Annotated in this window: 21 protein-coding genes and 1 pseudogene; 9 read left to right on the forward strand and 13 right to left on the reverse strand. The window is 68.4% G+C overall.

What is annotated here, in order from left to right; all coding sequences use genetic code 11:
• Positions 1 to 13: 13 nt before the first annotated feature.
• Complete coding sequence (locus BLQ73_RS16670; protein ID WP_093171379.1) at positions 14 to 1,774, reverse strand: ABC transporter substrate-binding protein; 1,761 nt, start codon at positions 1,772 to 1,774, stop codon at positions 14 to 16.
• Between the two features lie 153 nt (positions 1,775 to 1,927).
• Here BLQ73_RS16670 and BLQ73_RS16675 point away from each other — a divergent pair, with 153 nt between their 5' ends.
• From BLQ73_RS16675 to BLQ73_RS16685, 3 genes and pseudogenes are all read left to right on the forward strand, one after another.
• Entirely contained in the window at positions 1,928 to 2,635 is a 708-nt protein-coding gene (locus tag BLQ73_RS16675) for a FadR/GntR family transcriptional regulator (protein ID WP_143020299.1), read from the forward strand.
• Between the two features lie 13 nt (positions 2,636 to 2,648).
• On the forward strand, positions 2,649 to 3,176 hold the full coding sequence (locus BLQ73_RS16680) for a nucleoside deaminase (protein ID WP_093171381.1): 528 nt from the start codon (positions 2,649 to 2,651) through the stop codon (positions 3,174 to 3,176).
• Positions 3,177 to 3,806: 630 nt separating this feature from the next.
• A pseudogene (locus BLQ73_RS16685) lies at positions 3,807 to 4,468 on the forward strand (transposase); the annotation flags it as partial.
• Between the two features lie 64 nt (positions 4,469 to 4,532).
• Here the strand turns inward: BLQ73_RS16685 and BLQ73_RS16690 are convergent.
• Both BLQ73_RS16690 and BLQ73_RS16695 read right to left on the reverse strand, forming a co-directional pair.
• Complete coding sequence (locus BLQ73_RS16690) at positions 4,533 to 5,426, reverse strand: neutral zinc metallopeptidase (RefSeq protein WP_093171383.1); 894 nt, start codon at positions 5,424 to 5,426, stop codon at positions 4,533 to 4,535.
• 139 nt (positions 5,427 to 5,565) lie between these two features.
• Positions 5,566 to 6,453, reverse strand: coding sequence for a neutral zinc metallopeptidase (locus BLQ73_RS16695; protein WP_143020301.1), 888 nt, complete (start codon positions 6,451 to 6,453; stop codon positions 5,566 to 5,568).
• 198 nt (positions 6,454 to 6,651) lie between these two features.
• Here BLQ73_RS16695 and dxs point away from each other — a divergent pair, with 198 nt between their 5' ends.
• The gene (dxs, locus tag BLQ73_RS16700; protein ID WP_420820018.1) at positions 6,652 to 8,547 is read left to right on the forward strand and encodes a 1-deoxy-D-xylulose-5-phosphate synthase; all 1,896 of its coding nucleotides are present in this window, start codon (positions 6,652 to 6,654) and stop codon (positions 8,545 to 8,547) included.
• Positions 8,548 to 8,758: 211 nt separating this feature from the next.
• Positions 8,759 to 10,219 carry an amino acid permease gene (locus tag BLQ73_RS16705; RefSeq protein WP_093171453.1) on the forward strand — a complete coding sequence of 487 codons (1,461 nt, stop codon included), beginning with the start codon at positions 8,759 to 8,761 and terminating at the stop codon, positions 10,217 to 10,219.
• Positions 10,220 to 10,543: 324 nt separating this feature from the next.
• On the opposite strand, the gene BLQ73_RS16710 is transcribed toward BLQ73_RS16705, so the two are convergent.
• Both BLQ73_RS16710 and BLQ73_RS16715 read right to left on the reverse strand, forming a co-directional pair.
• Complete coding sequence (locus tag BLQ73_RS16710; protein ID WP_143020302.1) at positions 10,544 to 11,071, reverse strand: hypothetical protein; 528 nt, start codon at positions 11,069 to 11,071, stop codon at positions 10,544 to 10,546.
• Positions 11,068 to 11,877, reverse strand: coding sequence for a TIGR04255 family protein (locus BLQ73_RS16715; RefSeq protein WP_093171387.1), 810 nt, complete (start codon positions 11,875 to 11,877; stop codon positions 11,068 to 11,070). Before BLQ73_RS16715 ends, BLQ73_RS16710 begins: the two co-directional genes overlap by 4 nt.
• 307 nt (positions 11,878 to 12,184) lie before the next feature.
• Here BLQ73_RS16715 and BLQ73_RS16720 point away from each other — a divergent pair, with 307 nt between their 5' ends.
• A complete protein-coding gene (locus tag BLQ73_RS16720; protein WP_176955500.1) occupies positions 12,185 to 13,528 on the forward strand; it encodes a helix-turn-helix transcriptional regulator in 1,344 nt (447 codons plus the stop codon).
• A 114-nt stretch (positions 13,529 to 13,642) separates the two neighbouring features.
• On the opposite strand, the gene BLQ73_RS16725 is transcribed toward BLQ73_RS16720, so the two are convergent.
• Complete coding sequence (locus BLQ73_RS16725; protein WP_093171389.1) at positions 13,643 to 13,849, reverse strand: hypothetical protein; 207 nt, start codon at positions 13,847 to 13,849, stop codon at positions 13,643 to 13,645.
• A gap of 96 nt (positions 13,850 to 13,945) precedes the next feature.
• Positions 13,946 to 14,257, reverse strand: a complete 312-nt coding sequence (locus BLQ73_RS16730) for an immunity 53 family protein (protein ID WP_218125890.1) — start codon at positions 14,255 to 14,257, stop codon at positions 13,946 to 13,948.
• A 498-nt stretch (positions 14,258 to 14,755) separates the two neighbouring features.
• Between BLQ73_RS16730 and BLQ73_RS16735 the strand changes: the two genes are divergently transcribed.
• Entirely contained in the window at positions 14,756 to 16,171 is a 1,416-nt protein-coding gene (locus BLQ73_RS16735) for an ATP-binding protein (protein WP_245691132.1), read from the forward strand.
• 76 nt (positions 16,172 to 16,247) lie between these two features.
• On the opposite strand, the gene BLQ73_RS16740 is transcribed toward BLQ73_RS16735, so the two are convergent.
• From BLQ73_RS16740 to BLQ73_RS16760, 5 genes are all read right to left on the reverse strand, one after another.
• Positions 16,248 to 18,317, reverse strand: coding sequence for a 3-hydroxyacyl-CoA dehydrogenase NAD-binding domain-containing protein (locus BLQ73_RS16740; RefSeq protein WP_093171391.1), 2,070 nt, complete (start codon positions 18,315 to 18,317; stop codon positions 16,248 to 16,250).
• A complete protein-coding gene (locus BLQ73_RS16745) occupies positions 18,314 to 19,513 on the reverse strand; it encodes a thiolase family protein (protein WP_093171392.1) in 1,200 nt (399 codons plus the stop codon). The genes BLQ73_RS16740 and BLQ73_RS16745 overlap by 4 nt, the downstream gene beginning before the upstream one ends.
• Positions 19,514 to 19,604: 91 nt before the next feature.
• A complete protein-coding gene (locus tag BLQ73_RS16750) occupies positions 19,605 to 20,384 on the reverse strand; it encodes a hypothetical protein (protein ID WP_093171393.1) in 780 nt (259 codons plus the stop codon).
• Positions 20,385 to 20,452: 68 nt separating this feature from the next.
• Positions 20,453 to 21,694, reverse strand: a complete 1,242-nt coding sequence (locus BLQ73_RS16755; protein WP_093171394.1) for an HRDC domain-containing protein — start codon at positions 21,692 to 21,694, stop codon at positions 20,453 to 20,455.
• Positions 21,691 to 22,287 (reverse strand): DUF3000 domain-containing protein, encoded by a 597-nt coding sequence (locus BLQ73_RS16760; RefSeq protein ID WP_093171455.1) that lies wholly within the window; start codon positions 22,285 to 22,287, stop codon positions 21,691 to 21,693. Before BLQ73_RS16760 ends, BLQ73_RS16755 begins: the two co-directional genes overlap by 4 nt.
• 604 nt (positions 22,288 to 22,891) lie before the next feature.
• On the opposite strand from BLQ73_RS16760, the gene hemE reads away from it, so the two are divergent.
• Positions 22,892 to 23,914, forward strand: a complete 1,023-nt coding sequence (gene hemE / locus BLQ73_RS16765) for a uroporphyrinogen decarboxylase (RefSeq protein ID WP_245691133.1) — start codon at positions 22,892 to 22,894, stop codon at positions 23,912 to 23,914.
• A 4-nt stretch (positions 23,915 to 23,918) separates the two neighbouring features.
• Here hemE and BLQ73_RS16770 read toward each other — a convergent pair whose 3' ends face one another.
• Positions 23,919 to 25,013, reverse strand: a complete 1,095-nt coding sequence (locus tag BLQ73_RS16770) for a DUF4349 domain-containing protein (protein ID WP_093171396.1) — start codon at positions 25,011 to 25,013, stop codon at positions 23,919 to 23,921.
• Positions 25,014 to 25,134: 121 nt separating this feature from the next.
• On the opposite strand from BLQ73_RS16770, the gene hemG reads away from it, so the two are divergent.
• Positions 25,135 to 26,583 (forward strand): protoporphyrinogen oxidase, encoded by a 1,449-nt coding sequence (hemG, locus tag BLQ73_RS16775; protein ID WP_093171397.1) that lies wholly within the window; start codon positions 25,135 to 25,137, stop codon positions 26,581 to 26,583.
• The last annotated feature ends 46 nt before the right edge of the window (positions 26,584 to 26,629 follow it).

Consider the following 26,629-nt stretch of genomic DNA (forward strand, 5'->3'; position numbering starts at 1 on the left):
GCTTCCCTGTGGCTTACCTTGCGGAGGGCTTAGCGGGCTTGTCGTACAGCGCCCACCGCAAGCTGGGCCGGGGCCAGAGCGGGTTCGACGTCACGCCCGTCACCCAGTTCCCGTGAGCCATCGGCAGCGACTCCTGTGCCGTGATGATCCACATCGCTTCGTCGTACTGCAGTTTCGACAACTCTCCGTACAGCTTCGCCTGACGATCCGGGTCGGGCGACGTGCTCGCTTCCTCGCACAGGGCGGCGACCCTGTCAGGGTCGGAGTAGCCGTTGCGGAAGCCACCAACCTGACCCCACTTGCCGTCGGGGTGGGCCTGGTCCGCCGCGTAGTCCGCTGGGGCAGTAAGCCCAGGGCTGGTGTATGACCACATCGCGGCGGGGATCGGGTCCTCGGCCATCATCTTGTCGAAGGTGGTCTCGGGGACGGATAGCACCTGTACGTGGAACTTCGGGTTGAGCTTCTCGATTGCGTCCTTCAACGCCAGGGCGGCGCCGTTGAACGGCGCGGCGGTCCCGTCGACGAGGATGGACATCGTGAATCCGCGGTCCCACCAGCCGCTCTCCCGGAACAGCTTCTCCGCCATGCTCAGGTCGGTGTTGTACATCCCGGCGTTCGGATCGTGGCCGAACATCCCCTTGGGCAATACGAATCCGGCCCGTTCGGCGAAGCCGCTCAGCACGCCGGCGATGTAGTCGTTGTAGGGAAAGGTGTAGTTGAATGCCTTCCTGACTCGGACGTCTTGGAAGAAGTCCGCCGGGATGTCGTCACCCTTGGGGAGGCTCGAGGGGTCGATTTTCATGTTGAAGCCGAGTTGGTTGAGCTGCAGGCCCGGCGTGGACGTATCGACGGTGATGTCGCTCTGGCCCCGCACCGTCGCGACCCTGTCGGCCGACATGCTGATGATGTCGGCCGCCTTGGCCTGCAACTCGGTCGCCTGCTCCGCCACGGCGACCTTGAGTAGCACCGGAAGGCGCGCCGGCTGACCCCAGTAGTCCTCGTTGATCTCGAAGGACAGGTGGGCACCAGAGACCCATTCCTTGAGCTTGTATGGTCCGCTGCTGGCGATATTCCTGGTCATCCACGGGTTCGGCTGCCCGGCGACCACGCCACCGTTCTTCTCCACGACCGCCGGGTTCACCACGCTCGCGAGTGGCGAGGCTGCGATCGAGCGGAGGAACGACCCATCTGGTTCAGAGAGAGCCACCTGAAAGGTGTGGTCGTCCAGCGCAGTCATCTGCCGGATCTTGGCCATGCGATCAGCCCCGCTCTCCGGCAGGTTCATCTCCATGACCCGTTCCCAGGAGTACTTCACTGAATCGGCGGTCAAGGGGCTGCCGTCGTGGAACTTGACGTCCTTCCGCAGCGGGAACGTGTAGGTCAGTCCGTCCTTGGAGATCAGCCCGTTGTCCGTCGTGGGGACCTCGACAGCCAGGCTCGGCACGAGATCCGAGGACTTTGCCGGGATGTCCACCAAGCGGTCGTAGACGTTGAAGACAGCGTTCGACCCGATGTCTGTCGCGCTCACTTGGGCGGGGTCCAGCGAGGCCGGCTGCTCCTTGTCCGCGATCACAAGGGTGCCCGCGTTGGGTATCCCTTCCCCAGTGCCGCTGGGGGCGCACGCCGTGAGCAGCGAGGTAGCCAGCACCACCCCGAGGAAGCCCCGGCGCCTCGGCGACCACTCCCGGAGCGCGCGTCCCAGCGCGTGCCCCGCCGCTGCGTGACCGGCGTGGGCTGCGGCCTGACGACCTCCGTCGTCGTCGCTGTGCTTCATGAGCAAGCCTTCCTGCGTAAGTCCGTCGTAGACCAGACGAAGACGCTGATGTATGCCCCCGAGAAGTCGGACATTAAGGCCTGTAGCAGAATTGGTCAAGCCACTATCCACTGTCCAGTATCCACTGTCCAGTAACCATGTTAAGCTCAGTGAGTGGTTACCAAGGAGCCGTCATACGGACTGACTGCCATCGCCCGGATGGACCTGTTTCGCACCGTCTTGGAGCGCATCGAGCAGTACATCGCCCTGAACGACCTTCAGCCTGGAGATCGGCTCCCGGGCGATCGAGACCTGGCCAGCCAGCTGGGCGTTAGCCGGCCCGTCGTGCGGCAGGCGCTCAAGGTGTTCGAGGGGCTCGGTCGGGTCGAAGCGCGGCAGGGCAGCGGCACCTTCATTCGGGACGCTGCACACGGCGTGGCCGCTCGCGAGATGCTTTATGGACTGACCATCGACCAAGACCTCGTCGACAAGTTGCTGCGCGTCCGGATCGCTATCGAGCTCCAGGTTCTCAGGGAGACTTGTGAACGGGTCGGCCCGGACGAACTTGCGTCGTTGCGCCGCACCCTCGCGGAGGTCAAACCCGAGGACATCAACGAGCCCACCGAGCCCCGTCTCTTCCTGGCTTTCGAGGCCGCGTTGGGGCAGATCTGTGGCAATGAAGTGCTCTGGCGCATCCAGGCGCTGGTCCACCAGATCTGGATCGAGGCGCAACTGTCGTTGGGAGAGTTCTCGGCCCGCGCGTCTCGTGTGCACGACGAGCACACCGACATCCTGCGCGCCCTCGAGGGTGGCTATCACGAGAAGGCGATGCTGCTTTTCGAGCAGCACCTGCGGGGCCTCAGAGCTGACTCAGCACTCTAGACAGGTGATGGACATGGAGCTGATCGAGCAAACAATCGCGCTGGCACGCCGGAATGTAGACGATGGCGGCCGCCCGTTTGCCTGCATCATCGCGCGGGGTGACGAAGTGTTAGCCGCCAGCCCCAACTTGGTTGCCCAGACTCACGACCCCACCGCACATGCCGAGGTCGTAGCCATCCGCGAGGCCTGTCGCAAGCTCGGCACCGAGCACCTGGTTGGATGTGACGTCTATGTGATGGCGCATCCCTGCCCGATGTGTCTGGGCGCCTTGTACTACGCGAGTCCCGATCGGGTGCTCTTCCTCACGACGCGCGCCGCCTACTCCCACCACTACACCGATGACAGGAAATACTTCACGTTGTCGACGTTCTACGAAGAGTTCTCCAAGCCCTGGCAGAGCAGGAATCTGCCGATGATCCACGTCGAGGACGAGCGGGCGCTCGACGTCTACCGGCGCTGGGAAGCACTCAACGACGCAAGTAAGCACGCTGGTCGTCGAGGCGCCGACACCGTGCCGACGACGCTCGTAAGCGAGCCATAGGGACGATCGAAGACGAGGTCGGACCTGTGAGGAGCAGCTTGTTGTTCGGGTGCAGACCACCGCCTCGCCGGGGGAGGCGGTGGGAACCCTCTCATCAGGACGTTCTCCTGGACCTGCGAAGGATCAAGCTCAGACCGTGTCGGTGCGCGTAGGAACTGACCTTGCGCCGCAACCGAAGACTGCTCTCGTGACTGATCCGTGTGTCATCGACCGGGGACTTCGGGTCGGGTGGCAGCCGAGCTTGAGCATGGCGATGGCGGGGAGTGTCATGAATTAGGCGGGAACTTCACCGGAAGGGACACCTGATGACGATCCAGAAGACTCACTCTCTCGAGACGGTGGGCCGCGTGTCGCTTGCCGCCGGCGGGGAGGCCGCGGACGGTGCGGACATGAGGAGAACGCAGGAGTCCGTGGACGGGCTGAGCCTGGACCTGCTGGACGCGCTGACGCTGCTGGCCCAGGACAGGGTCCGCGGCGGCGGGCTGAGACTGGTCCGTCGACGCCCACGTGGTAGCCGACCCCCGCGCTGGGGATCCAACGGGCCCGGACCTCGTACTGCACACCGCCGCCGGCCCGGAATCCCGCCCACACGGTGACGGTGAACGCCAGGTCGACCGCGGCCGTCGCGACCCAGAGGGAAAGGACGACGCCGTGGGGGAGGGTACGCGGGAGGCGCAGCAGTTCGAGGGCGTGATCTGGCGGTTCAGCACTGGAGCGCAGTGGCGGGAGATGCCGGCTGGGTTCGGCGCCTGGCCGACCGTGCACAACCGTTTCAGGCAGTGGCGGGATGCCGGTGTCTTCGAAGCCCTGCCAGAGGCGCTGATCGCCGAGGCGGCGAAGCTGGGCCGGGTGGACCTATCCCTGGTCAGCGTGGATTCCACCACTGTCCGGGCCCACCACGACGCGGCCGGGACACACCTCGATCCGGACGTGCTGACCGCCTTGGAGAAGGCCGCCGCCGAAGAGGAGAAGGCCCGCCGAAAGGGGGCGGCCCGGAAGGACAGGACGGGCGGGACGCCGAAAGCGACCCGGAGCGGGAAGAACGCCGGCGCGCCCGGCGACGGCGCGGGCTCCGCCTGAAGGCCGCCCTGCTCGGCCGCTCGCGCGGCGGGCAGACCAGCAAGATCCACCTGGCCGGCGTCCGCGGGTGCCGCCCGCTGTCCCTGCTCCTGACGGCGCCCGAGGCCGCACCGCGAGGTGCGGCCGAGGCCGAACCGGCCCGCTCCGGCGCCGGGGGAGTCGTTCGAATTGCATTCCCCAACCGAAACCGCCCGGCGGAATACCCTTCCGCCGGGCGGTTCGTTGTTTCGGTCCGTCGTTCGCGGCGGTGAAAACGACCCGCGCGGCCGTGGCGCCCTAGGAGACCCGGCTCTTCGGCGCGGTGAAGGTGTTGCAGGCGTGCGGACCCTCCAGGTCGTAGCCCTTCTGCAGCCAATGGGCGATGTTCCTGCCCTTGCCGTGCGACGCCGAGTCCGAGTACTTCGCGGTCTTCACGATGTACTTGAAGTCGAACGGGTCGCGCTTCAGGGAGTGCCACACGCTGCCGATGAAGGCGCCGGACAGGCATTCGGCCTGAAGCTCGATACGGCGCAGGTGGCCCAGCCAGACCTTTTCGGAGGCGGCAGGCAGTCTCGTGTAGCCGGGCAGGATGCCGGCCATGTTCTGCACGTGGTGGCCGTACTCGTGGGCGATCACGTGCATCAGGTCGAGCTCGTACGGCTCCGCCAGCAGAGCCTTGTCGAGCAGCACGACCATGGTGCGCTTGTCCCAGCAGTAGACGGCCTGGGCGCCCCGCGGGAACTTGCCGCAGGCCGAGTTGCCGATCTTGGGGATGACCTGCAGCCTGGGCTTGGTGAAGGAGTATCCAGCCTTCTTGAGCTGAGCGCCCCACGATTCGTTGAGGCAGTCGAGAAGGAACTCCAGATAAACGCGCACACCTTCGATGTCGTCGGCCTGGACGGGCACTTCCTCACAGGTTTTCAGGCCGAGCGGGCCCGTCTTATAGACGGGGTTGTTCGTCAGCACCCGGGGATAGGCCGGGGCCTGCGCCTCTGCTCCGGCATGGGCCGTACCGGCGAATCCGGCATGGGCCGTACCGGCGAATCCGGCATGGGCCGTACCGGCGAATCCGGCATGGGCCGTACCGGCGAATCCGGCATGAGCCGTACCGGCGAATCCGGCATGAGCCGTACCGGCGAACATCATGCTCGCCAGAACGCCGGCAGCAAGTGACTTGAGGGGGATTCGCATGGGCACAGAACCTTATTGGAGGAAAAGTTGGCGGTAAAGCGGAATTCCTATCCTTTGTATGGATGGTGGAGCATTGGGGGATGAGGTGGAAGCCGGATTCACGAACCGGAGTCACCCGGGCACGGGAGAGGGAAGGTTTTTACGCCACGCGGCTCGACGACGCGGACCACGTATTGCAGGCCGACGGTGACCCGGCGTTGAACCCTCGCTGCATCCAGTACGCCTGGCTCGTGCCCTTGCCGTGGTCGTTGGTAGGCCATCCCTTGTGGCCGTTCTTCTTGGTCCAGCGGATCATGCCGTCCCATTCCTCCTGCTCCACGGGCAGAGAGGTGGACGCGCTGCGCAGGAAGGCGGACGCCAGGCAGTCGGCCTGCAGTTCCGAACGGCGGGAAAGGAGCAGCTTCGCCGACCCGCTGCTGCGGGCCGCCTGCTGCCAGTAATACGGAAGAATTCCCGACACGTATTGCACATGGTGCGCGTATTCATGGGCGACGAGCTGGGCGAGCCCCAGATCGAAGGGGTCGCTCAGATTCCGCTTGGTGATGGCGATGTAAACCGTGCGGTTCGTTCCGCAGTAGACACCGGTCGCGCCTTTGTTCCACCTTCCGCACGGGGTCATGATGCGGGAGGTGACGAACCGCAGCCTGGGCTTGCTGAAGGGGATCTTGGCCTTCTTGAACTGCGCGGCCCACGACGCGTTCAGACAGGTGGTGACCTTGGTGGCATACGCCCTGAACGAGGCGGTGCTGCCCGCGCGCGTCGGCGTGGGCGCGCAGGTCGAGGGGGCAAGCGCTCCAGACCGGTAGAGCGGGTTCGCGACGGCCGCGGTCCGGCCGCGCGGGGGGGCGGTGGCCTCGCTGGAAGCTCCCGTGAGGGTCTGCTGCGGCGCGGCGGCCGCGCTCGTCGCGGCGGCGGCCGGAGTGGCGGCCAGGGCCGTACCGGTTCCCAACAGGGCGCAGACCGAGGTCACTGCGAAGAGTGACGAGAGTTTCCTCTTGGGGAGAGAGTTCATAGTGAGGTCAACCATAGGCCAAGCCTGGATATATCAGGGTTTGCAATGCGACAAGTACACGAGAGGTACGGCACCAGCCTGGATCAGCCCCCTCTTACAGTGACCAGCTCCGCATCCAGTCGGGAAACGGGGCGTTCTCGAACTAGACTCGGTCTGATGGCGAGCTGGAACAGAGGGGATGATTCCGTGAGCGAGCCGAGCGCAGGCGAGGGCCTGTTGGCTTCGATCAAGGGACCGCGCGACGTCAAACGACTCAGGGTCGAGGAGCTGCCGGCACTAGCCGCAGAGATCCGCGACCTGTGCGTGGCGGCAGTCGCGAAGTCCGGCGGACACCTAGGGCCCAACCTCGGGGTGGTGGAACTGACCATCGCCCTGCATCGGATCTTCGACTCACCACGCGACCGCATCCTGTGGGACACCGGTCACCAGGCTTACGTGCACAAGATGCTCACCGGCCGAGCCTCCGACTTCGCCACGCTGCGGCAGGGAGGCGGGCTGTCCGGCTATCCGAGCCAGGCCGAGTCCGAGCACGACATCATCGAGAACTCCCACGCCTCGACCGCCCTCTCCTACGCCGACGGCCTGGCCAACGCCTACGCGCTGCGCGGCGAGAGGGACCGCGCGGTCGTCGCCGTCATCGGCGACGGGGCGCTGACCGGAGGCATGGCCTGGGAGGCGCTCAACAACATCGCCGGCCGCAAAGACCAGGACCACCCCCTGGTGATCGTCGTCAACGACAACGGCCGCTCCTACTCGCCGACGATCGGCGGCCTCGCCTCGCACCTGTCCGCGCTGCGGACGAACCAGCGCTACGAGGACGTCCTCGGGTTCGTCAAGGACAACCTCACCAAGGTGCCCCTGGTCGGTCCTCCCGTCTACGACACTCTGCACGGCATCAAGAAGGGCGTGAAGGACATCTTCGCCCCGCAGGCCATGTTCGAGGACCTTGGCCTGAAATACATCGGGCCCATCGACGGGCACGACACCGCGATCGTCGAAGCCGCCCTCGCCAAGGCCAAAGCCTTCCGGCGTCCCGTCATCGTCCACGTCATCACCACCAAGGGCCACGGCTACTCGCCCGCCGAGAACCACGACGAGGACTGCTTCCACTCGCCCGGCGTCTTCGACCCGGCGACCGGCCAAGAGGTGCCCAAGCCGTACAGCTGGACCAACGTGTTCGGCGACGAGATGGTGAAGCTCGGCAAGGAGCGCGACGACATCGTCGCGATCACCGCCGCCATGCTCCACCCCGTGGGCCTCGCCGACTTCGCCGAGTCCTACCCCGACCGCATCTACGACGTGGGCATCGCCGAACAGCATGCGCTGACCAGCGCCGCCGGGCTCGCCCTCGGCGGGCTCCACCCCGTCGTCTCCCTCTACGCCACCTTCCTCAACCGGGCCTTCGACCAGCTCCTCATGGACGTCGCCCTCCACAGGCTTCCCGTCACCGTCACTTTGGACCGGTCCGGCGTCACCGGCGACGACGGCCCCAGCCACAACGGCATGTGGGACCTGTCGATCCTCCAGGTGATCCCCGGCCTGCGCATCGCCGTACCGCGCGACGCCGACCGGCTGCGCGAACTCCTCCGCGAAGCCGTACGCGTCGACGACGCCCCCACCGTCGTCCGCTTCCCCAAGGGGCCCGCCGGTGCCGCCTTGGAGGCCGTCGGCAAACTCGGCGAGATGGACGTGCTGCGCTCGGGCGAGCCCGACGTCCTCATCGTCGCCGTCGGCCCGATGGCCGCCGTCTGCCTGGAGGCCGCCGCCCTTCTCGACGCCCAGGGCATCTCCGCCACCGTCGTCGACCCCCGCTGGGTCAAGCCCCTCGACGAGGCCCTCGTCCTCGCCGCCGCCGCCCACAAGCTCGTCGCCGTCGTCGAGGACAACGGCCGCGTCGGCGCCGTCGGCGACGCCGTCGCCCGCCTCCTGCGCGACGCCGACGTCGACATCCCAGTCCGCACCTACGGCATCCCGCAGCGCTTCCTCGACCACGCCAAGCGACCCAAGATCCTCAGCGAGATCGGCCTCACGCCCCAGGATCTCGCCCGCAACATCACCGAGGCCGTGGCCAAGCGCACCGCCATGCTGGAGAACCACCCGGCCCGCTGAGCGCACACCGCCGGCCGATTCCTTGAGTTCTTTGAGTACGGCAGGAGCCCGCGCGGGCTCCTGCCGTACTCATTTCGCCGTCCTTAGGAGGCGGCCCGCCGCTGCGCCGACATGGCCGCGCTCCCACACGGGATGGCGGGCCGGTCATTAAAGATTGAGCGATTCCCCCGGAAATGATCGGGTAGGCACCTCCTTTGAGGGGGGTGTGATGATGGGGATTTTCCGTACTAAATCAATTGAAGATTCGATCCGCGATACCGAAGAGCCCGATCACCGGCTGCGCCGCAACCTGAACGCACTCGACCTCACCGTGTTCGGCGTCGGCGTGATCGTCGGAACCGGCATCTTCGTGCTCACCGGACGAGTCGCACGCGACCTGGCCGGGCCCGCCGTCGCCCTGTCCTTCGTCGTGGCCGCGGTCGTCTGCACCCTCGCCGCCCTCTGCTACGCAGAATTCGCCTCGACCATTCCGGTGGCGGGCTCGGCCTACACCTTCTCCTTCGCCACCATCGGCGAATTCCCCGCGTGGATCATCGGCTGGGACCTCATGCTGGAAATGGCCCTCGGCGCGGCCGTCGTGGCCGTCGGCTGGTCAGGCTATTTCACATCACTGCTGTCCACCGCCGGCGTCCACCTGCCGGACACCATCGCCGGCGACAACCCCATCGTCAACCTGCCCGCCGTCGCCATCGTCCTCATCCTCACCGTCGTCCTCGTCCTCGGCATCAAACTGTCCTCGCGGGTCAACCTCGTCGTCGTCACCATCAAAGTGGCCGTCGTCCTCCTGGTCATCTTCGCCGGACTCTTCTTCATCGAAGCCGCGAACTACACGCCCTTCATCCCGCCCGCCCGATCCACCCCCGAAGTCGAAGGACTCACCGCGCCACTCATCCAAGTCCTCTTCGGCATCACCCCCGTCGCCTACGGAGTGCTCGGCATCTTCTCCGCCGCCGCCATCGTCTTCTTCGCCTACATCGGCTTCGACGTCGTCGCCACCGCGGCCGAGGAAACCCGCAACCCCCAACGCGACCTGCCCCGCGGCATCATCGGCTCCCTCGTCATCTGCACCATCCTCTACGTCGGCGTCTCCCTCGTCGTCGTCGGCATGGAGCCCTACAGCCGGCTCAGCGAAGCCGCCCCCCTCGCCGACGCCTTCCGCGCAGTCGGCCAACCCTGGATCGCCGGCCTCATCAGCATCGGCGCCATCGCCGGGCTCACCACCGTCGTCATGATCCTCATGCTCGGCCAGAGCCGCATCCTCTTCGCCATGAGCCGCGACGGCCTCCTCCCCAAAGGGCTCGCCCAAGTCCACCCCACCTTCGGCACCCCCGCCCGCACCACCGTCATCATCGGCGCCGCCACCGCCGTCCTCGCCGGCCTCATCCCCCTGTCCGCCCTCGCCGAACTCGTCAACATCGGCACCCTGTTCGCCTTCGTGGTCGTCTCCATCGGCATCGTCGTCCTGCGCCGCACCCGCCCCGACCTGCCCCGCGCCTTCCGCACCCCCCTCGTCCCCGTCCTCCCCGCCCTATCCGTCCTCGCCTGCCTCTACCTCATGCTCAACCTCCCCGTCGAGACCTGGCTCCGCTTCGTCGTCTGGATGATCATCGGCGTCGCCATCTTCTTCCTCTACGGCCACCGTCACAGCCGCGCCGCCCGCGACCGCCCCTAACCCGTACGGCTCCCGCCCCCCGGCCCCACCCGCCGCACTCGGTCCCGCCCCGGAGGGCCTTCCCCGACCGAACGGCCCGCCGCCGTACACCCCCAACCTCGCTCGCTTCCTGGCCCGAGGCTGTGACTACGGGCGAGATCTGTGCAGTCGCTCGGTTGGACTGGACGAGGTGGCATGTTTGAGGGAGGACGGCGGCATCGTGAGGTTATCGGTAGTGCGTGAGTTTCGCCGCGACCTCTTCACCCTTGAGCAGGGGCGGTCAGAGGTCGTCTTCCTTCAGGGGTGCGTCGTACTCGCGGTCTCCGGCTTTGAGCATGCGGGCGGTCAGTCGTGAAGGGCGCCCAGCAGATTCTCAGGGGGGAGAGGTGCGTTGATCGTCTCCGTGTCCGAGCGCTGGATGAGCTCGTCGTAGAGGCTCCGCCCATTCTCTCGCGGAACGAAGATCGCCGCACGCCGATCTGCAGGGGTGGACCCTGGAAGCTCCCCGACGATGCTAAGGAGATGGCTCAGTCGTCGGATATTTGCACTGTTCATCGTGCCGCCGACGGCCCAGTGGTGGATGGCCCTGCGGCTGACCCAGAAGAGTCTGGCCAGTTGTTCCCAGGTCAACCCGGAAATCTCGTGCAGCCGCTGAACGAGATCAGCGGTTCCAATGGCGACCGCCGCGGCCTCGTGGACCATGTCGGGGCTTATCGCGATGTCTGATCCCCGCGTGGGTTCCCACGCCTGCTCCACAACAATCGGCTCTGATTGAACTGTGGTCGGAACAGATGTGAAGAGACCCGTTAGTCTCCCAAGCAGACCGACTCTATGCGACGGTCCGGTCAGATGAGTGAAGGTCGCTATCGTCATGAATCGTCCCTGAAGCGTTCGATAAACTCGTCCTTAACGGCCCATCTGAACATTCGATACGCTTGTGCGGCAAGATCTCTTAATTCATCGCTAAGTTCGTCGACATCGAATTCTCGTTGCCTCTGGGAGAAGCTGTCCAGATCGAGGATCCATGACACATCTGCTATCGGTGGCAAGCTCGGGTCGACAAAGGTGTCCTTTGGGAGGACTCCCCATTTGGCCTGAATTCCGCGGGCATCGTTCTGGAAAACGGTCTCGGTGAGGCTGACTCGGAGAGTGCTTGATCCCTCCAACGGCACAGCCAGGCCGCCGAGTACCTCTGGTTGAACCAGTTTAGGAAGTTCGGCGAGCCAATACTGGCCTGCCAGTCGGTTTATGTAACGTATTCCAAGCCGTTCGACGCGCGGTGGGTTCATGATCTCAGCAAACGCGCCGATCACGTTTCCGAAGCGTTCCGCAAACTCGGTGCGCGACCTGTAGGCCGTCGTCTCCAGGGAGACAGTGGAAGCGGTGACTGTGACCGTCCATCTCTCGTCAATGCTCCGAAGCAGCCAAACCCGCTGGTCTGTCGGTTCCGTAGCCACTCCTGAAGGGGTGAATTGGAAGACCGTCTGTCGAAGCTCTTCGAAGAAGGGAAAATCGGCCGTGACTCTCTGCGCAAACGGGCTGATCGCGTCGGAGCCTTGCAGCTTGGTGAGGCTGGGGAATCTGACTTGGGCGAGAACGCGATCCAGCGGAGCTCGGCGGAGATCGATTTCCTCGACGGGCTCTGTGCCGAACGGACTCGCTGGGCGTAGAAGAGTCACGCTTCACAGCCTACTTCACATGCAACTGCCTGCCACGGGTAGGACTGTTTGTCCGTATTGGTCGCGAGGCGGGGGAACGCCCTCCAATCCGCGCACATTTCGATGGAGCTCCGGCACGCTTGGGCCGACTCATCGTCGGGCCTTCCGATGGAGCTCGCGGTCGCGACCGGATGCCAGGAAAGCACGTCGTGATCGCTAAGCGTCCTGTGGTCGTTTGCCGGTCGTTTCACCACTGACTCCCATGCGCCTCTCGCATGTTCACCACACTGTGTGCTCCCCTGATCACATGACGAGGAGGACGGGCCCGATGAGCCCTGTTCCACGCACATACCTGGCCGGACGGCGCCGCTTCAAAGGGCTCACCCAGGAGTCGGCCGCCGAGGCCGTCGGCGTCACCGCCACCACCTGGGCCCGCTGGGAGCGGGGGCAGCAGGGCATCCGGGCCTACTACTGGCCCAGGATCGCCGAGATCCTCGGCATCCAGGAGAGCGACCTGGCCCGCCTCCTCGGCCTGACCGCCGAGGCCGCCCCCATGCGCCCGACCGGCATCGCCGCCGTCGTCGAGGAGGCGACGCGACTGTGGAGGAGCGAGATGGAGACCAACCGCCGGGCCCTGCTGGCCGCCCTGCCGTTCATACCCTCGGCCCTGGGCGAATGGCTGCTGTCCCACACCCACGACACACCCCCCGCCACCACCGCCCACCAAGGCCCCGGCCCCAAGGTCGGCCTCAGCGACGCCACCCGGATGCGCGAAGCGTGTGAGGCTTTCAAGAAACTGGACTCCCAGTTCGGCGCGGGCCTGGTCAGGCCGGCGGTGGTGGAGTACCTCCACAGCACCGTCACCCCGCTGCTCAAGGGCACCTACAGTGCCGACGTCGGCAGGGAGCTGCTCAGCGCCGCTGCGGAGACGGCCAGGCTGGCAGGATGGACCGCGTTCGACCTAGAGCAGCACGGGTCGGCACAGCAGCACTACGGCCAGGCCCTCAGCCTGGCCAAGGCCAGCGGCGACGCCCTGACCTCGGTCTGGGTGCTCAGGACCATGTCCCTGCAAGCTTTCCACCTGGGCGAACGGCGCTGGGCGGGGCGCCTGACCAACGCGGCCCTGGACACCGCCCGCCGGGCAGAGGCGTCCCCGCGCGTCATGGCGATGGTCCTTGTCCAGCACGCGCGAGCACTCGCCCTGGCCGACGAGCCGGACGGCGACGCCCCGGCCCGCCACGACCGGCAGGTAGAGCGGCTCCTCAACGAGGCCGGACAAGCCCTCGCCAAAGGCCCCCACGATCGAGACCCCGCTTGGGCCGCGTTCTACGACTCGGCCCAGCACGCTTTCGGGGAAGGGCGCGTCTGGTCGTCGCTCGGCCACCACCGGCGGGCGCTGGCCAGCGCCGACAGCGCCGTCTCCTCCTTGGACGGCCTCTTTGTCCGAGCCGTCCAGTTGGGGCGCGTGGACGCCGCCAACGCCCACCTGGCTATGGGCGACCTGGACCAGGCCGTCGCCACCGCCCGCGCCACCGTGCCCGCCGCCAAGACCCTTGCCTCCTCCCGCACCGCCCAACTCATCCGCCGCTTCGCCAACCGGCTTGAGCCGTACGGCACCAGCCCCCACGTACGCGAATTCCGCGACCACCTCAAAGCCGCGCTCCCTGTATAACTGCGTCCCCCGGACCGCCGGCCCCGGCTCTCGCGGAGCCGGGGCGGGTCGTGAATGCACTGGGGGCACGGCTCGGCACTCGGGATAGCCGATGCTGAGCCCGGCATGCCGTGTTTACTGCTTGCCTTTGCGGGTGAGCAGGCGAGCCGCCGCATCGCCGAGCGGATACGTGTACGGGCGGCCGTCGGATATCTCCAGTCCTCTGAGGATCCTGCGGATCTGGGCTGGTCCGATCGGCCCTTTGGCGAGGTAGCCTGCGAGCTCGGCGACGGTCGTGATGCCCGTCAGCCACGCCGGTCTGTAGCCGGCGATCCCGAACATCTGGTGATGATGTCAGGTGCCAGTGCCAGTGCCAGTGCCAGTGCCGGCGGCGCAAGCTTTGATAGCCGAGCCGCAGCGCCAACGTAGGAGGGAACCTCAGCGAGGAGATGAGACAGCGCCTTCTGCGAATTCTCGAAATGCCTCCAGCATTTCACTGAGGTTGAGGGGGCCGCAGGCTCCTTCGAAATGGGTGCCATTGCTCCAGAAATGCAGCCAGTCATTTTCGGTCCGTTCCACCCGGAGGCCATCTCGTGGGATTCCCGCGAGAGGCGTATCGGCAAGGTCGACCTTCAGGTGCCATCCCGGATTGTCCAGGGTGTCGATCGACACACCGTAACTGTGCTCCCATTTGCCGTCACAGCGGGAGGTGTACCAATGCTGAAGGAAGCTGAGCGGGTCTGTGATCACGTGATAAGTCTGCCGGTCGTGCCTGATATGTGCCGCTGAGGCGGGGTTGCTCCGGCTCCTCGGTGATCGGCGGCCTGCGCCTTGCTGAGGTGCCGTAGCGGGGCGCCTGCCGGTGGCCATAATCGAGGTTGTACGGCGGGGCCTTGGCAGGCGCGAAAGGCGCGACGGGGCCGGGACCGGGGAACGGCGGGTGGGGCCAGGAGGGCGAGAGCCGTACGGCTTTGCCTCGCTCGTGCGGCGTCCGTTCCGATCTGTGGCGATGTTCGTCCGGCTTGGACGGTAGGCGTTGTCGCGCCCCATATCCGCCCCACTGCAGATGACTCTGATCTCCGGACGCTTGCGGGGCTGGGCTGGTTCTCCGTGTACGGAGCGTATCCATTCGTCACTCGCCCTGATGCTTTTAGGACTACACTTCTAAGAAGTTAACTCCTAAAAGAGGACCGGATGAGTCTGCCCAAGCCTTTCGACATGTTTGACCGCGACTGGGAGTGGCGCCAGTTGTCGGCCTTCGTGGCCAACGAGCAACCGTCCGCCACTCTCGGGGTCGTCTCGGGTCGGCGCAGACAGGGGAAGACCTTCCTGCTCGAATCGCTGTGCGAGGTCACGGGGGGCTTCTACTATGCGGCGACCGAGGCGGTGCCCCGTCAGGAGGCGCTCCGCCAGCTCGGCGTCGCGGTGGCCCGCTACCAGGGCGCTGCAGGCAGCGTTCACTTCGCTGACTGGGAGGAGGCCGTTGACGCCCTGCTCTCGCTCGCGCACGATCGTGCGATTCCCGTAGTGCTGGATGAGTTTCCCTATCTGGTGCGCGGTGCGAAGGAGTTGCCGTCGGTCATCCAGAAGGCATTGTCGCCGCGCCGTCCCGAGCGGTTGGCTTCGAAGGCCAGATTGCTGCTGTGCGGTTCGTCGATTTCTTTCATGGGAGGGTTGCTGGCCGGGAGCGCCCCTCTGCGGGGAAGGGCCGGGCTGGAGCTTGTCGTTCCGACGTTCAACTTCAGGCTCGCCGCGGACTTCTGGATGATCAATGATCACCGGTTGGCGGCTCTGGTCTACTTCGTGCTCGGCGGCACTCCCGCGTATCGCACCGAGTATCTCCAGGGGGTTGCCCCCGCGGATGTCGATGGATTCGACACTTGGGTCGTCGAGCACATTCTCAATCCGGCCAGTCCGCTCTTTCGCGAGGTCCGCGCGCTGCTCGCCGAGGATCCCACGCTCAGGGACACCGGCCTGTACCACACGGTGCTGGCCGCGGTGGCGGAGGGGAACGCCACGAGGGGTGGTATCGCCAGCCGGATCGAGCGGAAGGCGACGGACATCTCCCACCATCTGACTGTGTTGGAGGAGGCGGGTCTACTTGTCTCAGAGTCGGATGCTTTTCGGGCTAATCGGTCAGAATTTCGAATAACAGAACCGCTTGTCCGCTTTTATCATGCGATTGTCCGTCCCTACTGGACGCAGCTTGAACGCGTACGGCCGGGCCGTACGGAGCGCATCTGGGCGGCGTCACGCCGCCGATTCGACAGTGCGGTGGCCGGGCCTGTCTTCGAGCGCATGTGCTGGCTCTGGGCTGAGGACATGGCCGACGATGAGACGTTCAAAGGCACGATCGCCCGCGTGCGGTCAGGAGTGGTCCACGACAAGGCCGAGCGGGTGGGGCATGAGGTGGACGTCGCTGTGTTCGATCCCGACGGGGTTCTGCTGTCCATCGGCGAGGTCAAGTGGGGTGAGGTCATGGGCCTCGGGCATTTGCAGCGACTGGAGCGGATCGCCGACCTCCTTGAGGCCAGAGGTTCCCGGCCCCGGGTGCTGACGCTGTTCAGCGGCGCGGGCTTCATGCCCGCGTTGCGCGAGGCGGCCGAGGCGAGCGACGGGGGTGTTCAGTTGGTGGATCTGGAGCGCCTGTATACGGGCGGGTGACCACGACGGTCGGTACGCCGCGCAGGCAGGCCCGGCCCCTCCCTCGGGCAGGGACTGCCTGCGCGCCAACACGGGGTCAGGCAGGCACGGAGGCGACGCCGCGAGCAAGGAAGCGTTCGCCGGACAGGCCGGCGCGGTCGAGGTAGGGGGTGATGCCGCCGAGGTGGAAGGGCCAGCCGGCGCCGAGGATCATGCAGAGGTCGATGTCCTGGGCGGCGGTGACGACGCCTTCGTCGAGCATGAGGTGGATTTCCTCGGCGAGGGCGGTGAGGGCGCGGTGCCGTACGTCGGCGGCGGTGGAGGGGGAGGTGCCGCCGGTGAAGAGGGCGACGGCTTCGGGGTCGAGGGTGAAGTCGGGCGCGTAGACGCCGGGTTTGCCGGCGTGGACGAGTTTGGTGAGGTTGGCGGAGACGGGGTAGCGGTCGGGGAACGCGTCGTGGAGGGTTTCGGCGACGTGGAGGGCGACGGCGGGGCCGACGAGCTGGAGCAGGGCGAAGGGCGACATGGGGAGGCCGAGGTCGTCGAGGGCGTGTTCGGCGACCGCGAGGGGGGTGCCTTCGTCGACGGTGGCGATGATCTCGCCCATGAGGCGGGTGAGGATGCGGTTGACGACGAAGGCGGGGGCGTCCTTGACGAGGACGCAGGACTTGCGGAGGGTTTTGCCGATGTCGAAGGCGGTGGCGAGGGTGGCGTCGTCGGTGCGGTCGCCTCGGACGATCTCCAGAAGGGGGAGGATGGCGACCGGGTTGAAGAAGTGGAAGCCGACGACCCGCTCGGGGTGTTTCAGCTCGGCGGCCATGGCGCTGACCGACAGGGACGAGGTGTTGGTGGCGAGGACGCATTCGGCGGAGACGACCTGCTCGACCTCGGCGAAGACCTTCTGCTTGAGGGCGAGGTCTTCGAAGACGGCTTCGATGACGAAGTCGGCGTCGGCGAAGGAGTCCTTGCTGAGCGAGCCGGTGACCAGGCCTTTCAGGCGGCTCGCCTCGTCCGCGGAGATGCGGCCCTTGCCGAGGAGCTTGTCCACTTCGGTGTGGACGTAGCCGATGCCTTTGTCGAGGCGTTCCCGGTCGAGGTCGGTGAGGACGACGGGCACGTGGAGGCGGCGGGCGAACAGGAGGGCGAGCTGGGAGGCCATGAGGCCGGCGCCGACGACGCCGACCTTGGCCACCTTGCGGGCGAGCGCCTTGTCGGGGGCGCCCGCGGGCCGCATGGCGCGGCGCTGGACGAGGTCGAAGGAGTAGAGGCCGGCGCGCAGTTCGTCGCCCATGATGAGGTCGGCGAGTGCGTTGGCTTCGGCGGCGAAGCCTTCGTCGCGGCCTGCCGTACGGGCGAGGGCGATGAGGTCGAGGGCGCGGTAGGGCGCGGGGGAGGAGCCGCGGAGTTTGAGGTCGACCAGGCCGCGGGCGGCGTCGATGACGGGGGTCCAGTCGCCGTCGTGGGCGGGCCGTTCGACGGCGGTCTCGCCGCGCAGCACCTGGGACGCCCAGCGCAGCGACTCCTCCAGGAAGTCGGCGGGTTCGAAGAGGGCGTCGGCGACGCCGAGTTCGAAGACCTCGCGGCCCTTGATCATGCGGTTCTGCGAGAGCGGGTTCTCGATGATCAGCTTGATGGCCGCTTGGGGGCCGATGAGCCTGGGCAGGAGCTGCGTGCCACCCCAGCCCGGCACGAGCCCGAGGAAGCATTCGGGCAGCGCGAAGGCGGGCACGCCCGAGGAGACGGTGCGGTAGGTGCAGTGGAGGGCGAGCTCCACGCCTCCGCCCATGGCCGCGCCGTTGATGAACGCGAAGCTCGGGATGGGCAGTTCGCCGAGGCGGCGGAAGACGGCGTGGCCGAGCCGGCCGATCTGCAGGGCGGTGTCGCGGTCGCCGATGACGCCGACGCCTTTGAGGTCGGCGCCGACGGCGAAGATGAACGGCTTGCCGATGACGCCGACGGCGGCGAGGTCGGTGCGTTCGGCGATCGAGTCGAGGGCCTCCGCCAGCGCGGTGAGGCCGCCGGGGCCGAAGGTGTTGGGCTTGGTGTGGTCGAACCCGTTGTCCAGTGTGATGAGCGCCAGGGTGCCGGCGCCTCCGGGCAGTTCGACGTCGCGCACGAGGGCCTTGGTGACGACCTCGTCGGTGAAGAGTCCCTTGATGTCGCTCACTTCGCACCTTCCCACGAGGGGTTCTCCCAGATGACCGTTCCGCCCATGCCCATGCCCACGCACATCGTGGTCAGGCCGTAGCGCACGTCGGGACGCGCGGCGAACTGGCGGGCGAGCTGCGTCATCAGCCGCACGCCGGACGAGGCCAGGGGGTGGCCGAAGGCGATGGCTCCGCCGTACGGATTGACCCGGGGGTCGTCGTCGGCGATGCCGAAGTGGTCGAGGAAGGCGAGCACCTGTACGGCGAAAGCCTCGTTGATCTCCACCAGGCCGATGTCGCCGATGGCGAGGCCGGCCAGGCGCAGCGCCTTCTCGGTGGAGGGGATGGGTCCGATGCCCATCACCTCGGGGTCGACGCCCGCGAAGGCGTAGGACACGAGCCGCATCTTGGCGGTGAGGCCGAGCTCGTCGGCGACGTCGGCGGCGGCGACGAGGCATCCGGTCGCGCCGTCGGTGAGGCCGGCGGCGTTGCCGGCGGTGACGCGCCCGTGGGGGCGGAAGGGCGTCTTGAGCCCGGCGAGCGCCTCCAGGGTGGTGCCGGGGCGCGGCGGTTCGTCGGCGGTGGCGAGGCCCCAGCCCTTCTCGGTGGAGCGGGTGGCCGTGGGGACGAGGTCGCGCTGGATGAACCCGTCGGCGTACGCCTTGTCGACCTTCTCCTGGGAGGCGACGGCGTAGGCGTCGGCGCGTTCCCGGCTGATGCCGGGGTAGCGGTCGTGGAGGTTCTCCGCGGTCATGCCCATCACGAGCGCGGAGGGGTCGACGAGTTTCTCGGCGAGGAAGCGCGGGTTGGGGTCGACGCCTTCGCCCATCGGGTGGCGGCCCATGTGTTCGACGCCGCCGGCGATGGCGACGTCGTAGGCGCCGAAGGCGATGCCTCCGGCGACGGAGGTGACGGCGGTCATGGCCCCGGCGCACATGCGGTCGATCGCGAAGCCGGGCACGGTCTTCGGGAGTCCGGCGAGGACGGCGGCGGCGCGGCCGATGGTCAGGCCCTGGTCGCCGATCTGGGTGGTGGCGGCGATGGCGACCTCGTCCACCCGCTCGGGCGGAAGATTGGGATTTCGGCGCATCAGCGCGCGGATGACCCGGATGACCAGGTCGTCGGCGCGTGTCTCGGCGTAGAGGCCCTTGGGGCCTGAACGGCCGAACGGCGTGCGTACTCCGTCGACGAAAACGACGTCACGAGACGAAGGCACTCGGTTCACTCCTCAGTGCGCGAAGCCGGCGAACCGGCGAGTCTCCGGTTGATCCTCCGGCCGGCCCGGAGAGATCCCGGTCGGCCCTATGCTACTCGCCGGTAACTATATTCCACGCTATCAGAGCCGCCAGCGTGCCGAACAGAAGCCCGAACACGAGCATCGCGCTCGGATTCCACAGGTGCGCCCGCGCCGCGATCAAGGCCGCGACCGCCAGCGCCGCCCCGGCGCAGAGCCCCGCGCCGCGTCTCGCGCCGACCGGCGACCCCGGATCCCACGGGTCTCCCGGAGCCGGCGACCCGCGCAGCGCGTGTACGGCTCCCGCCGCCACATCCTTGATCCACCATATGGCGAACCCCGCCCCCGCCGCGTAGGCCGCGTAGGCGGCCGCCTCGGCGCCGCGCCGCGCCGAGGAGGCCACGCCGTACAGGCCGGACTCGCTGAGCAGCCGGGGGAGGGTCAGGCCGAGCAGCAGCATGATCCCCCACCCGGCCGCCGCGAGCAGGCGGCACGCGGCGCGGCGTGCCGCCGGAGGCGCGCAGACGCGCGCGAACAGCTCGTTCTCCAGCCGGACCGCGCCCGCGACGGCCCGCGCCCAGTGGATCTGCGCCGCCGCCATGGACGGCACCGCGATCACGAACAGCGCCAGCGCCGCGGCGGCGAACGGCGCCGCCCGGCCCCCGGGAACCCGGGCCACGAGCAGCTGGGCCGAGGTGACCGCCGCGATCGAGGCGGCGGTCACGGAGGCGGCGAGGCGGCCCAAGGCCTGGGCGCGCGATCGCAGCCGGGTCAGCCGCTGCACTCCCGGCAGCCCTCCGGTGGGAAGGCGGTGGCGGAGGACGTCCTGGAGAGGCGAGTCGCGATAGGACATTGTGCAATCATGCCGTCACCCCGTGCGACCGGTAGGGCGTTTTATCGATACGCGGGAATTCAGGCCGATCAGATCTCCCCTTTGCTCTCCAGCCGGGTCAGGGCCTTGGCCAGCGGGTGGGCCGTCAGCTCGATCTGCCAGGGTCTCGCGCCGAGCTCGCGCAGCCGTACGGCGATCGCCTCGTCGCTGACGTCCTCGGGAGGTTCCCAGGTCAGGCGGCGCACGGCGTCGGGCTGCAGGAGGTTCTCCGTGGGCATGCGGTGTTCGTCCGCCAGCGCGGCCACGACGGCTCGCGCGGCGGCGAGCCGCTTGGCCGCGACCGGATCGCGGTCGGCCCACCGGTTCGCCGGGGGCGGGCCGTCACCGGGGCCGGTGGGCTGGGGGAGCTGCGCCTCCCGCAGCATGCGCGCCTTGTTGATCGCCGCCAGCCAGTCGCGCAGGTGGCGGCGGGCGCTGCGCCCGGTGAATCCGCTGATCTCGGTCAGGGTGCGGGTGGTGCGGGGCGACTCCAGGGCCGCGGTCACGATCGCCGAGTCGGCGAGCACCCGCCCGGGGGCGAGGTCGGCCTCGCGCGCGATGCTGTCGCGGAGCTGCCACAGCTCCCGCACGACCGCGAGCCCGCGCAACGACCGCACCTTGTGGATGCCGGACGTGCGCCGCCACGGGTCGCTGCGCGGCTGGGGGGTCGGGGCGTTGAGCACGGCCTGGAACTCCTGCCGCGCCCAGTCGAGTTTGCCGCTCTCCTCGAGTTGCCCGGAGAGCACGTCGCGCAGCTCGATCAGCACCTCGACGTCGAGCGCCGCGTAGCGCAGCCAGTCCTCGGGCAGCGGCCTGGTGGACCAGTCGGCCGCCGAATGCCCTTTCTCCAGGCGCAACCCGAGGATGGTCTCCACCATCGTCCCGAGCCCCACCCGCTCATAGCCGAGCAGCCGCCCGGCGAGCTCGGTGTCGAACAGAGAGCGCGGCCGGAAACCCAGCTCGCTCAGGCACGGCAGGTCCTGGGAGGCCGCGTGCAGCACGATCTCGGCGTCGGCCAGTACGGCGTCCAGCGCTGACAGGTCGCCGCACGGCACCGGGTCGACCAGCGCCGTCCCCGCGCCGGTGCGGCGGAGCTGGACGAGATAGGCCCTCCCGCTGTAGCGGTATCCCGAGGCGCGCTCGGCGTCGACCGCCACGGGACCCTCGGCGTTCGCGAAGGCCCGAGTGACCTCGGCGAGTTCGGCCGCCGTCTGGATGACACGGGGTATTCCCTCTCGGGGTTCGAGCAGCGGGACGACGTCGTGCTCAGGAACAGTTCTATCGTCGGTCACGACCTGAAGGACTCCGGATCTTCGCGCCTGCGCGGCGACAGCGTCGCCACGTCGGGTGGCAGGGGTGGAATGCCCGCGGCCAGGCACATCAGGTCGCACCAGGCGGCCGTGTGGCCCGACAGGTCCTCGTCGTGGGGCGACCATGACGCGCGCAGTTCCAGCTCGGTCGTGACCGGGTCCTCGGCTTTGTTGCCGAATCCTTCGGACACCGCGCGGGTCACTGTGCCGCCCGCCGCGCGGTATCCCGCGCTGTGGGCGTCGAGGGACTCGGTCAGCCAGCTCCAGGCGACGGGGCCGAGCAGCGGGTCTGTGGTGATCTCCGGCTCCATGTCCGCTCTGACGTAGGCGACCAGGCGGAAGGGCCCGTCCCAGCCGCGCTGCCCGTCGGGGTCGAAGAGCAGGATGAGCCGCCCGACCGCGAGTTCGTCGTCGTCGCGGTAGACCGAGGCGCCCATGGCCTTGGAGTAGGGCGCCAGCCGCTGGGGCGCCGGGATGTCCTCAAGTTCGATCTCGGGCCGGATCTCGTTGAGACGCATGCTCTCGACCGCGCGCGTGAAGGCGGCGGGAGGCGGCGGCGTGTCACCGAGGGTCATGTCGGAAGCGTAGGTTGAAGTCTGGCGCATAGGGACCACAGGGGTATGAGCAGTCGTCAGTGGCACGGGGCATGATTCATCCGGTCGGGCAAGCTGAGGTCGGCGGTCGGTGCTGATCGGCTCATGCTTGAGCTGGGCACGGCCGACCGATAGCTCGCATCGCAGGATGAAAGGGGCTCACTCCGCATCGTGGTCATCACACGGGCCTTTCGTCGTGTTGTGCTCCGACGGTGGCACGCCGCCACGACATTTCCCCGCATCGTGATCGGCGTGTCCCGAAAGTGGTGACGGAATCGATGCCGCGCGGTCCCTTGACGAACATTTGCGCTAACCGAATAGAGATCACTACACCCCCGTGACGCGCACTGTACTCTCCTTTGCCGCCTTTGGAGGCCAAGCTCGGGGTTGGATGTGGGAGATCCTCCCGAAAGCTGAGGGGCGAACTGGGTGAACGCCCCTAAACCTCCAATGCTTCACATGATCCAGACTTGGCACCTTCCATGTCCACTTTTCGGACATCCTCATGTACGGCGGTGCCGTTCCGAGAGGGCGGAGCTCGGGCGGCGGTGCGCGGACCGCCCCTCGTCCATGGGACCCTGAAGGGGTGAACCCAGCAGAGTCCGCCTTCCTGCGCGCCTGCCGCCGCGAGCCCGTGCCGCACACCCCGGTGTGGTTCATGCGCCAGGCCGGTCGCTCGCTGCCCGAATACCGCGCCGTGCGCGCCGACGTGCCCATGCTGACCGCCTGCGCCGTTCCCGACCTCATCGTCGAGATCACCATGCAGCCGGTCCGGCGCTACGGCGTCGACGCCGCCATCTTCTTCAGCGACATCGTCGTCCCGCTCAAGGCCATCGGGATCGACCTCGACATCAAGCCCGGGGTCGGCCCCGTCATCGCCGCGCCCATCCGCGACGCCGCCGGCGTCGCCACGCTGCGCCCGATCGAGCCCGACGACGTGCCCTACGTCACCGAGGCGATCCGGGCCCTGGTCGGGGAGCTCGGCGGCACCCCGCTGATCGGGTTCGCCGGAGCCCCGTTCACCCTCGCGTCCTACCTGATCGAGGGCGGCCCCTCCAAGAACCACGACCGCACCAAGGCCATGATGTACGGCGAGCCCGCCCTGTGGCACGCGCTCATGGACCGGCTCACCGGCATCGTGATCGGCCACCTGCGGCTCCAGGTGGAGGCCGGGGCCTCCGCTCTGCAGCTCTTCGACTCCTGGGTGGGCGCGGTCGCCCCCGACGACTACCGCGAGTTCGTCCTGCCGTACACGAGCCGCATCTTCGCCGCGCTCGACGACCTGTCGGTGCCGCGCATCCACTTCGGCGTCGGCACCGGCGAACTGCTCGGCCTGCTCGGCGAGGCGGGCGCCGACGTGGTCGGGGTCGACTGGCGGGTGCCGCTCGACGAGGCGGCCGTCAGGGTCGGACCGGGCAAGGCGCTCCAGGGCAACCTCGACCCCGCCATCCTGCTCGCGCCGTTCGACGTGGTGGAGCAGCGGGCCCGCGACGTGCTCGCCAGGGGGGCCAAGGCCGAGGGACACATCTTCAACCTCGGCCACGGCGTGCTCCCCGGCACCGACCCCGACCAGCTCGCCCGCCTCACCGACCTCGTCCACGAGCACTGAGGGCTCACTTCCCGCGGTCCGCCCCCTCCTCTTCCTCCTCCGCCGGGGTGTCCTCGGCGGTCTCGCTCCGCGCCGGGTAAGGCGCGGGGGAGGCCGAGGCCACCGGGGACGCTGCGGGGGAAGCCGTGGCGGAGGGCGCGGGGGAGGCCGAGGCCGCCGCGGCGGCGCGCCGAGCGCGGCGGCGCCGCAGGGACCGGCGGACCGGCAGCACGACCAGCAGCGCCACCGGCACGATCACGACGAGCCAGGGGAGCAGCGCGCCTGTCACGGCGAGGGCGACCGTGCCCGCCTCCAGCAGGGAGCGCCACCCTGCCGCGAGGCCGTCGCCGAAGCCCGCGGGCTCGTCGTCGGGGACGGGCTCGGTCGTCGTGCTCGCGTGGAGGGTCAGCGTGATCGTCGCCATCGACGTCTGCGACGCCAGGGCCTTCTGCCTGGCCGCAAGCGCCTCCAGCTCGCTCTCCCGGTCCGCCAGCTCCCGCTCGACCTTGAGCACGTCGCCGACCGTCTTGGCCCTGTCCAGCAGGGCGCGCAGCGAGTCCAGGGCGGCGCGGGCCGACTTGAGCCTGCTCTCGACGTCGGCCACGTCCTCGGTGACGTCCTCGGAGTCCTGGCTGATCGACTTGCGTTCCCCGAGCGCCGAGCCGAGGCGGTCCAGAGTGCTCTGGTAGGCCGCGGGCGGCACCTTGAAGACGAGCGTGGAGGTCTGCCTGCCGTACGAGCTGGACTCCTCCCTGCCCAGGTGGCCTCCGGCGGCGGCGACGAGCTCCTTGGCCTTCCCCGCGGCCTCGGCCACGTCGTGGGCCCGCACGGACAGGGAGGCGGTGTAGATGACGCTCCGCCCCTGGGGCGGCTCCAGTCGTACGGCATCGCCTCCGCTCGCGGGCGACCCTCCATTCGGGAGCGAACCTCCGCTCTCGGAGACGCGGCCGATGGACTCCTTCGGGGAGGGATCGTACCCCTGCCGCACCGATGATTGCGCGGTCGGCGCCGCGGCGGCCGTGTCGGAGTTGCTGTAGAGCGCGGACTCGTGGCCTGCACCGCATGAGGAGATCGTCACGGTGGCCGCGGCCAACGCCACGCCGTACCGAAGTCTGTTCATGACCCCATCACGGACAAGATTGGCAATGGGTTCGACGTTGGAGTCACGATGGCGTCACGGCGGGGTGAGTGACGGAGGGGCGTGTGCCGACCCCGCCGCCCGGCCGGTAGCGTCGGGTGTCATGGAAGGCAATCGACGTCATGTCGTGGTCATCGGCGGGGGCATCGCGGGGCTCGCGGCGGCCTGGTTCCTCCGGCAGGGCGGCGACAGGGTCCGCGTGACGGTTCTCGAGGGCTCGGACCGGGTGGGCGGCAAACTCCGCGCGTCCGAGGTCGCCGGAGTCATGGTGGACGAGGGCGCCGAGGCGATGATCGCGCGGCGCCCCGAGGGCAAGGAGCTCGCCGCGCTCGTCGGCCTCGGCGACGAGCTGGTCGACCCGGGCAGCACGAAGGCATCGATCCTCAGCAGGGGCGCGCTGCGCCCGATGCCCGAGGGGCAGGTCATGGGCGTGCCCTCCGACCTGCTGGCGCTCGCGAAAACGGGCATCCTCTCGCCTGCGGGGCTCGCCCGCGTGCCGCTCGACCAGATCCTGCCGGCCACCCTGATCAACACCGACGTGTCGGTGGCCGCCTATGTCAGGGCGCGGCTCGGCGGAGAGGTCCTCGACCGGATCGTCGAGCCGCTCCTCGGCGGCGTCTACGCGGGCCGGGCCGAGCGGCTGTCCCTGGACGCCACGATGCCGCGCGTGGCCGCCGCGGCCCGCTCCGAGCGGTCGCTGCTCGCCATCGCCCGCGACCTCGCCGCCGGCGTCCCGTCGGACGCGGGACCGGTCTTCACCACGCTGAAGCGGGGCATGGGCAGCCTGCCCGAGGCGGTCGCCGCCGCCTCCGGCGCGGAGATCCGCATCGGGGTCATGGTGAGGGAACTCCGCCGCACGGAGGAGGGGTGGAGGCTCGTCACGGGGCCCGCCCGGGCGCCCGAGACGGTCGAGGCCGACGCCGTGATCGTCGCCGTTCCGGCGATCCCGGCGCGGCGGCTCCTGGAATCCGACGTGCCGAAGGCCGCCGCCGAGCTCGCCCGCATCGACTACGCGAGCATGGCCGTCGTCACGCTGGCCTACCCACGTTCGGCCTTCCCCTCCGCACCGCTCGGCAGCGGCTACCTGGTCCCGCCCGTGGAGGGCCGCCCGGTCAAGGCCGTGACGTTCAGCTCCATCAAGTGGCCTCATCTCGCGTCGGCCGACCCCGACCTGGTCGTGGTGCGCTGCTCCCTCGGCCGCCTGGGGGAGGAGCACGTGCTCCAGCGGTCCGACTCCGAGCTGATCTCGCTCGCCATGGACGAGATGGGCGAGATCATGGGCGCCCGCGGGCTGCCGCGCGGCACGCGCGTGACCCGGTGGGGCGGGTCGCTCCCGCAATACGACGTGGGCCACCTCGACCGGGTCGCCAGGATCCGGGCCGCGGTGGCCGAGCAGCCCGGCCTCGCCGTGTGCGGCGCCGCCTTCGACGGGGTGGGGATCCCGGCCTGCGTGGCCACCGGGCGCACGGCGGCGGCCCGGATTCTCGACCATGTCACGCAGGGGAGACAATGGCGGGACAGCGCGATTAGCGTCGCCGGAGCAGGCTCCTAGCGGCTCGCGTCCGGTGTTCCCGGGCGCGGCGCGCCCGGGGCACTTC

Origin of the sequence: Sinosporangium album (assembly GCF_900100605.1) — a bacterium.
In the GTDB taxonomy this organism is placed as follows: Bacteria; Actinomycetota; Actinomycetes; order Streptosporangiales; family Streptosporangiaceae; genus Sinosporangium; species Sinosporangium album.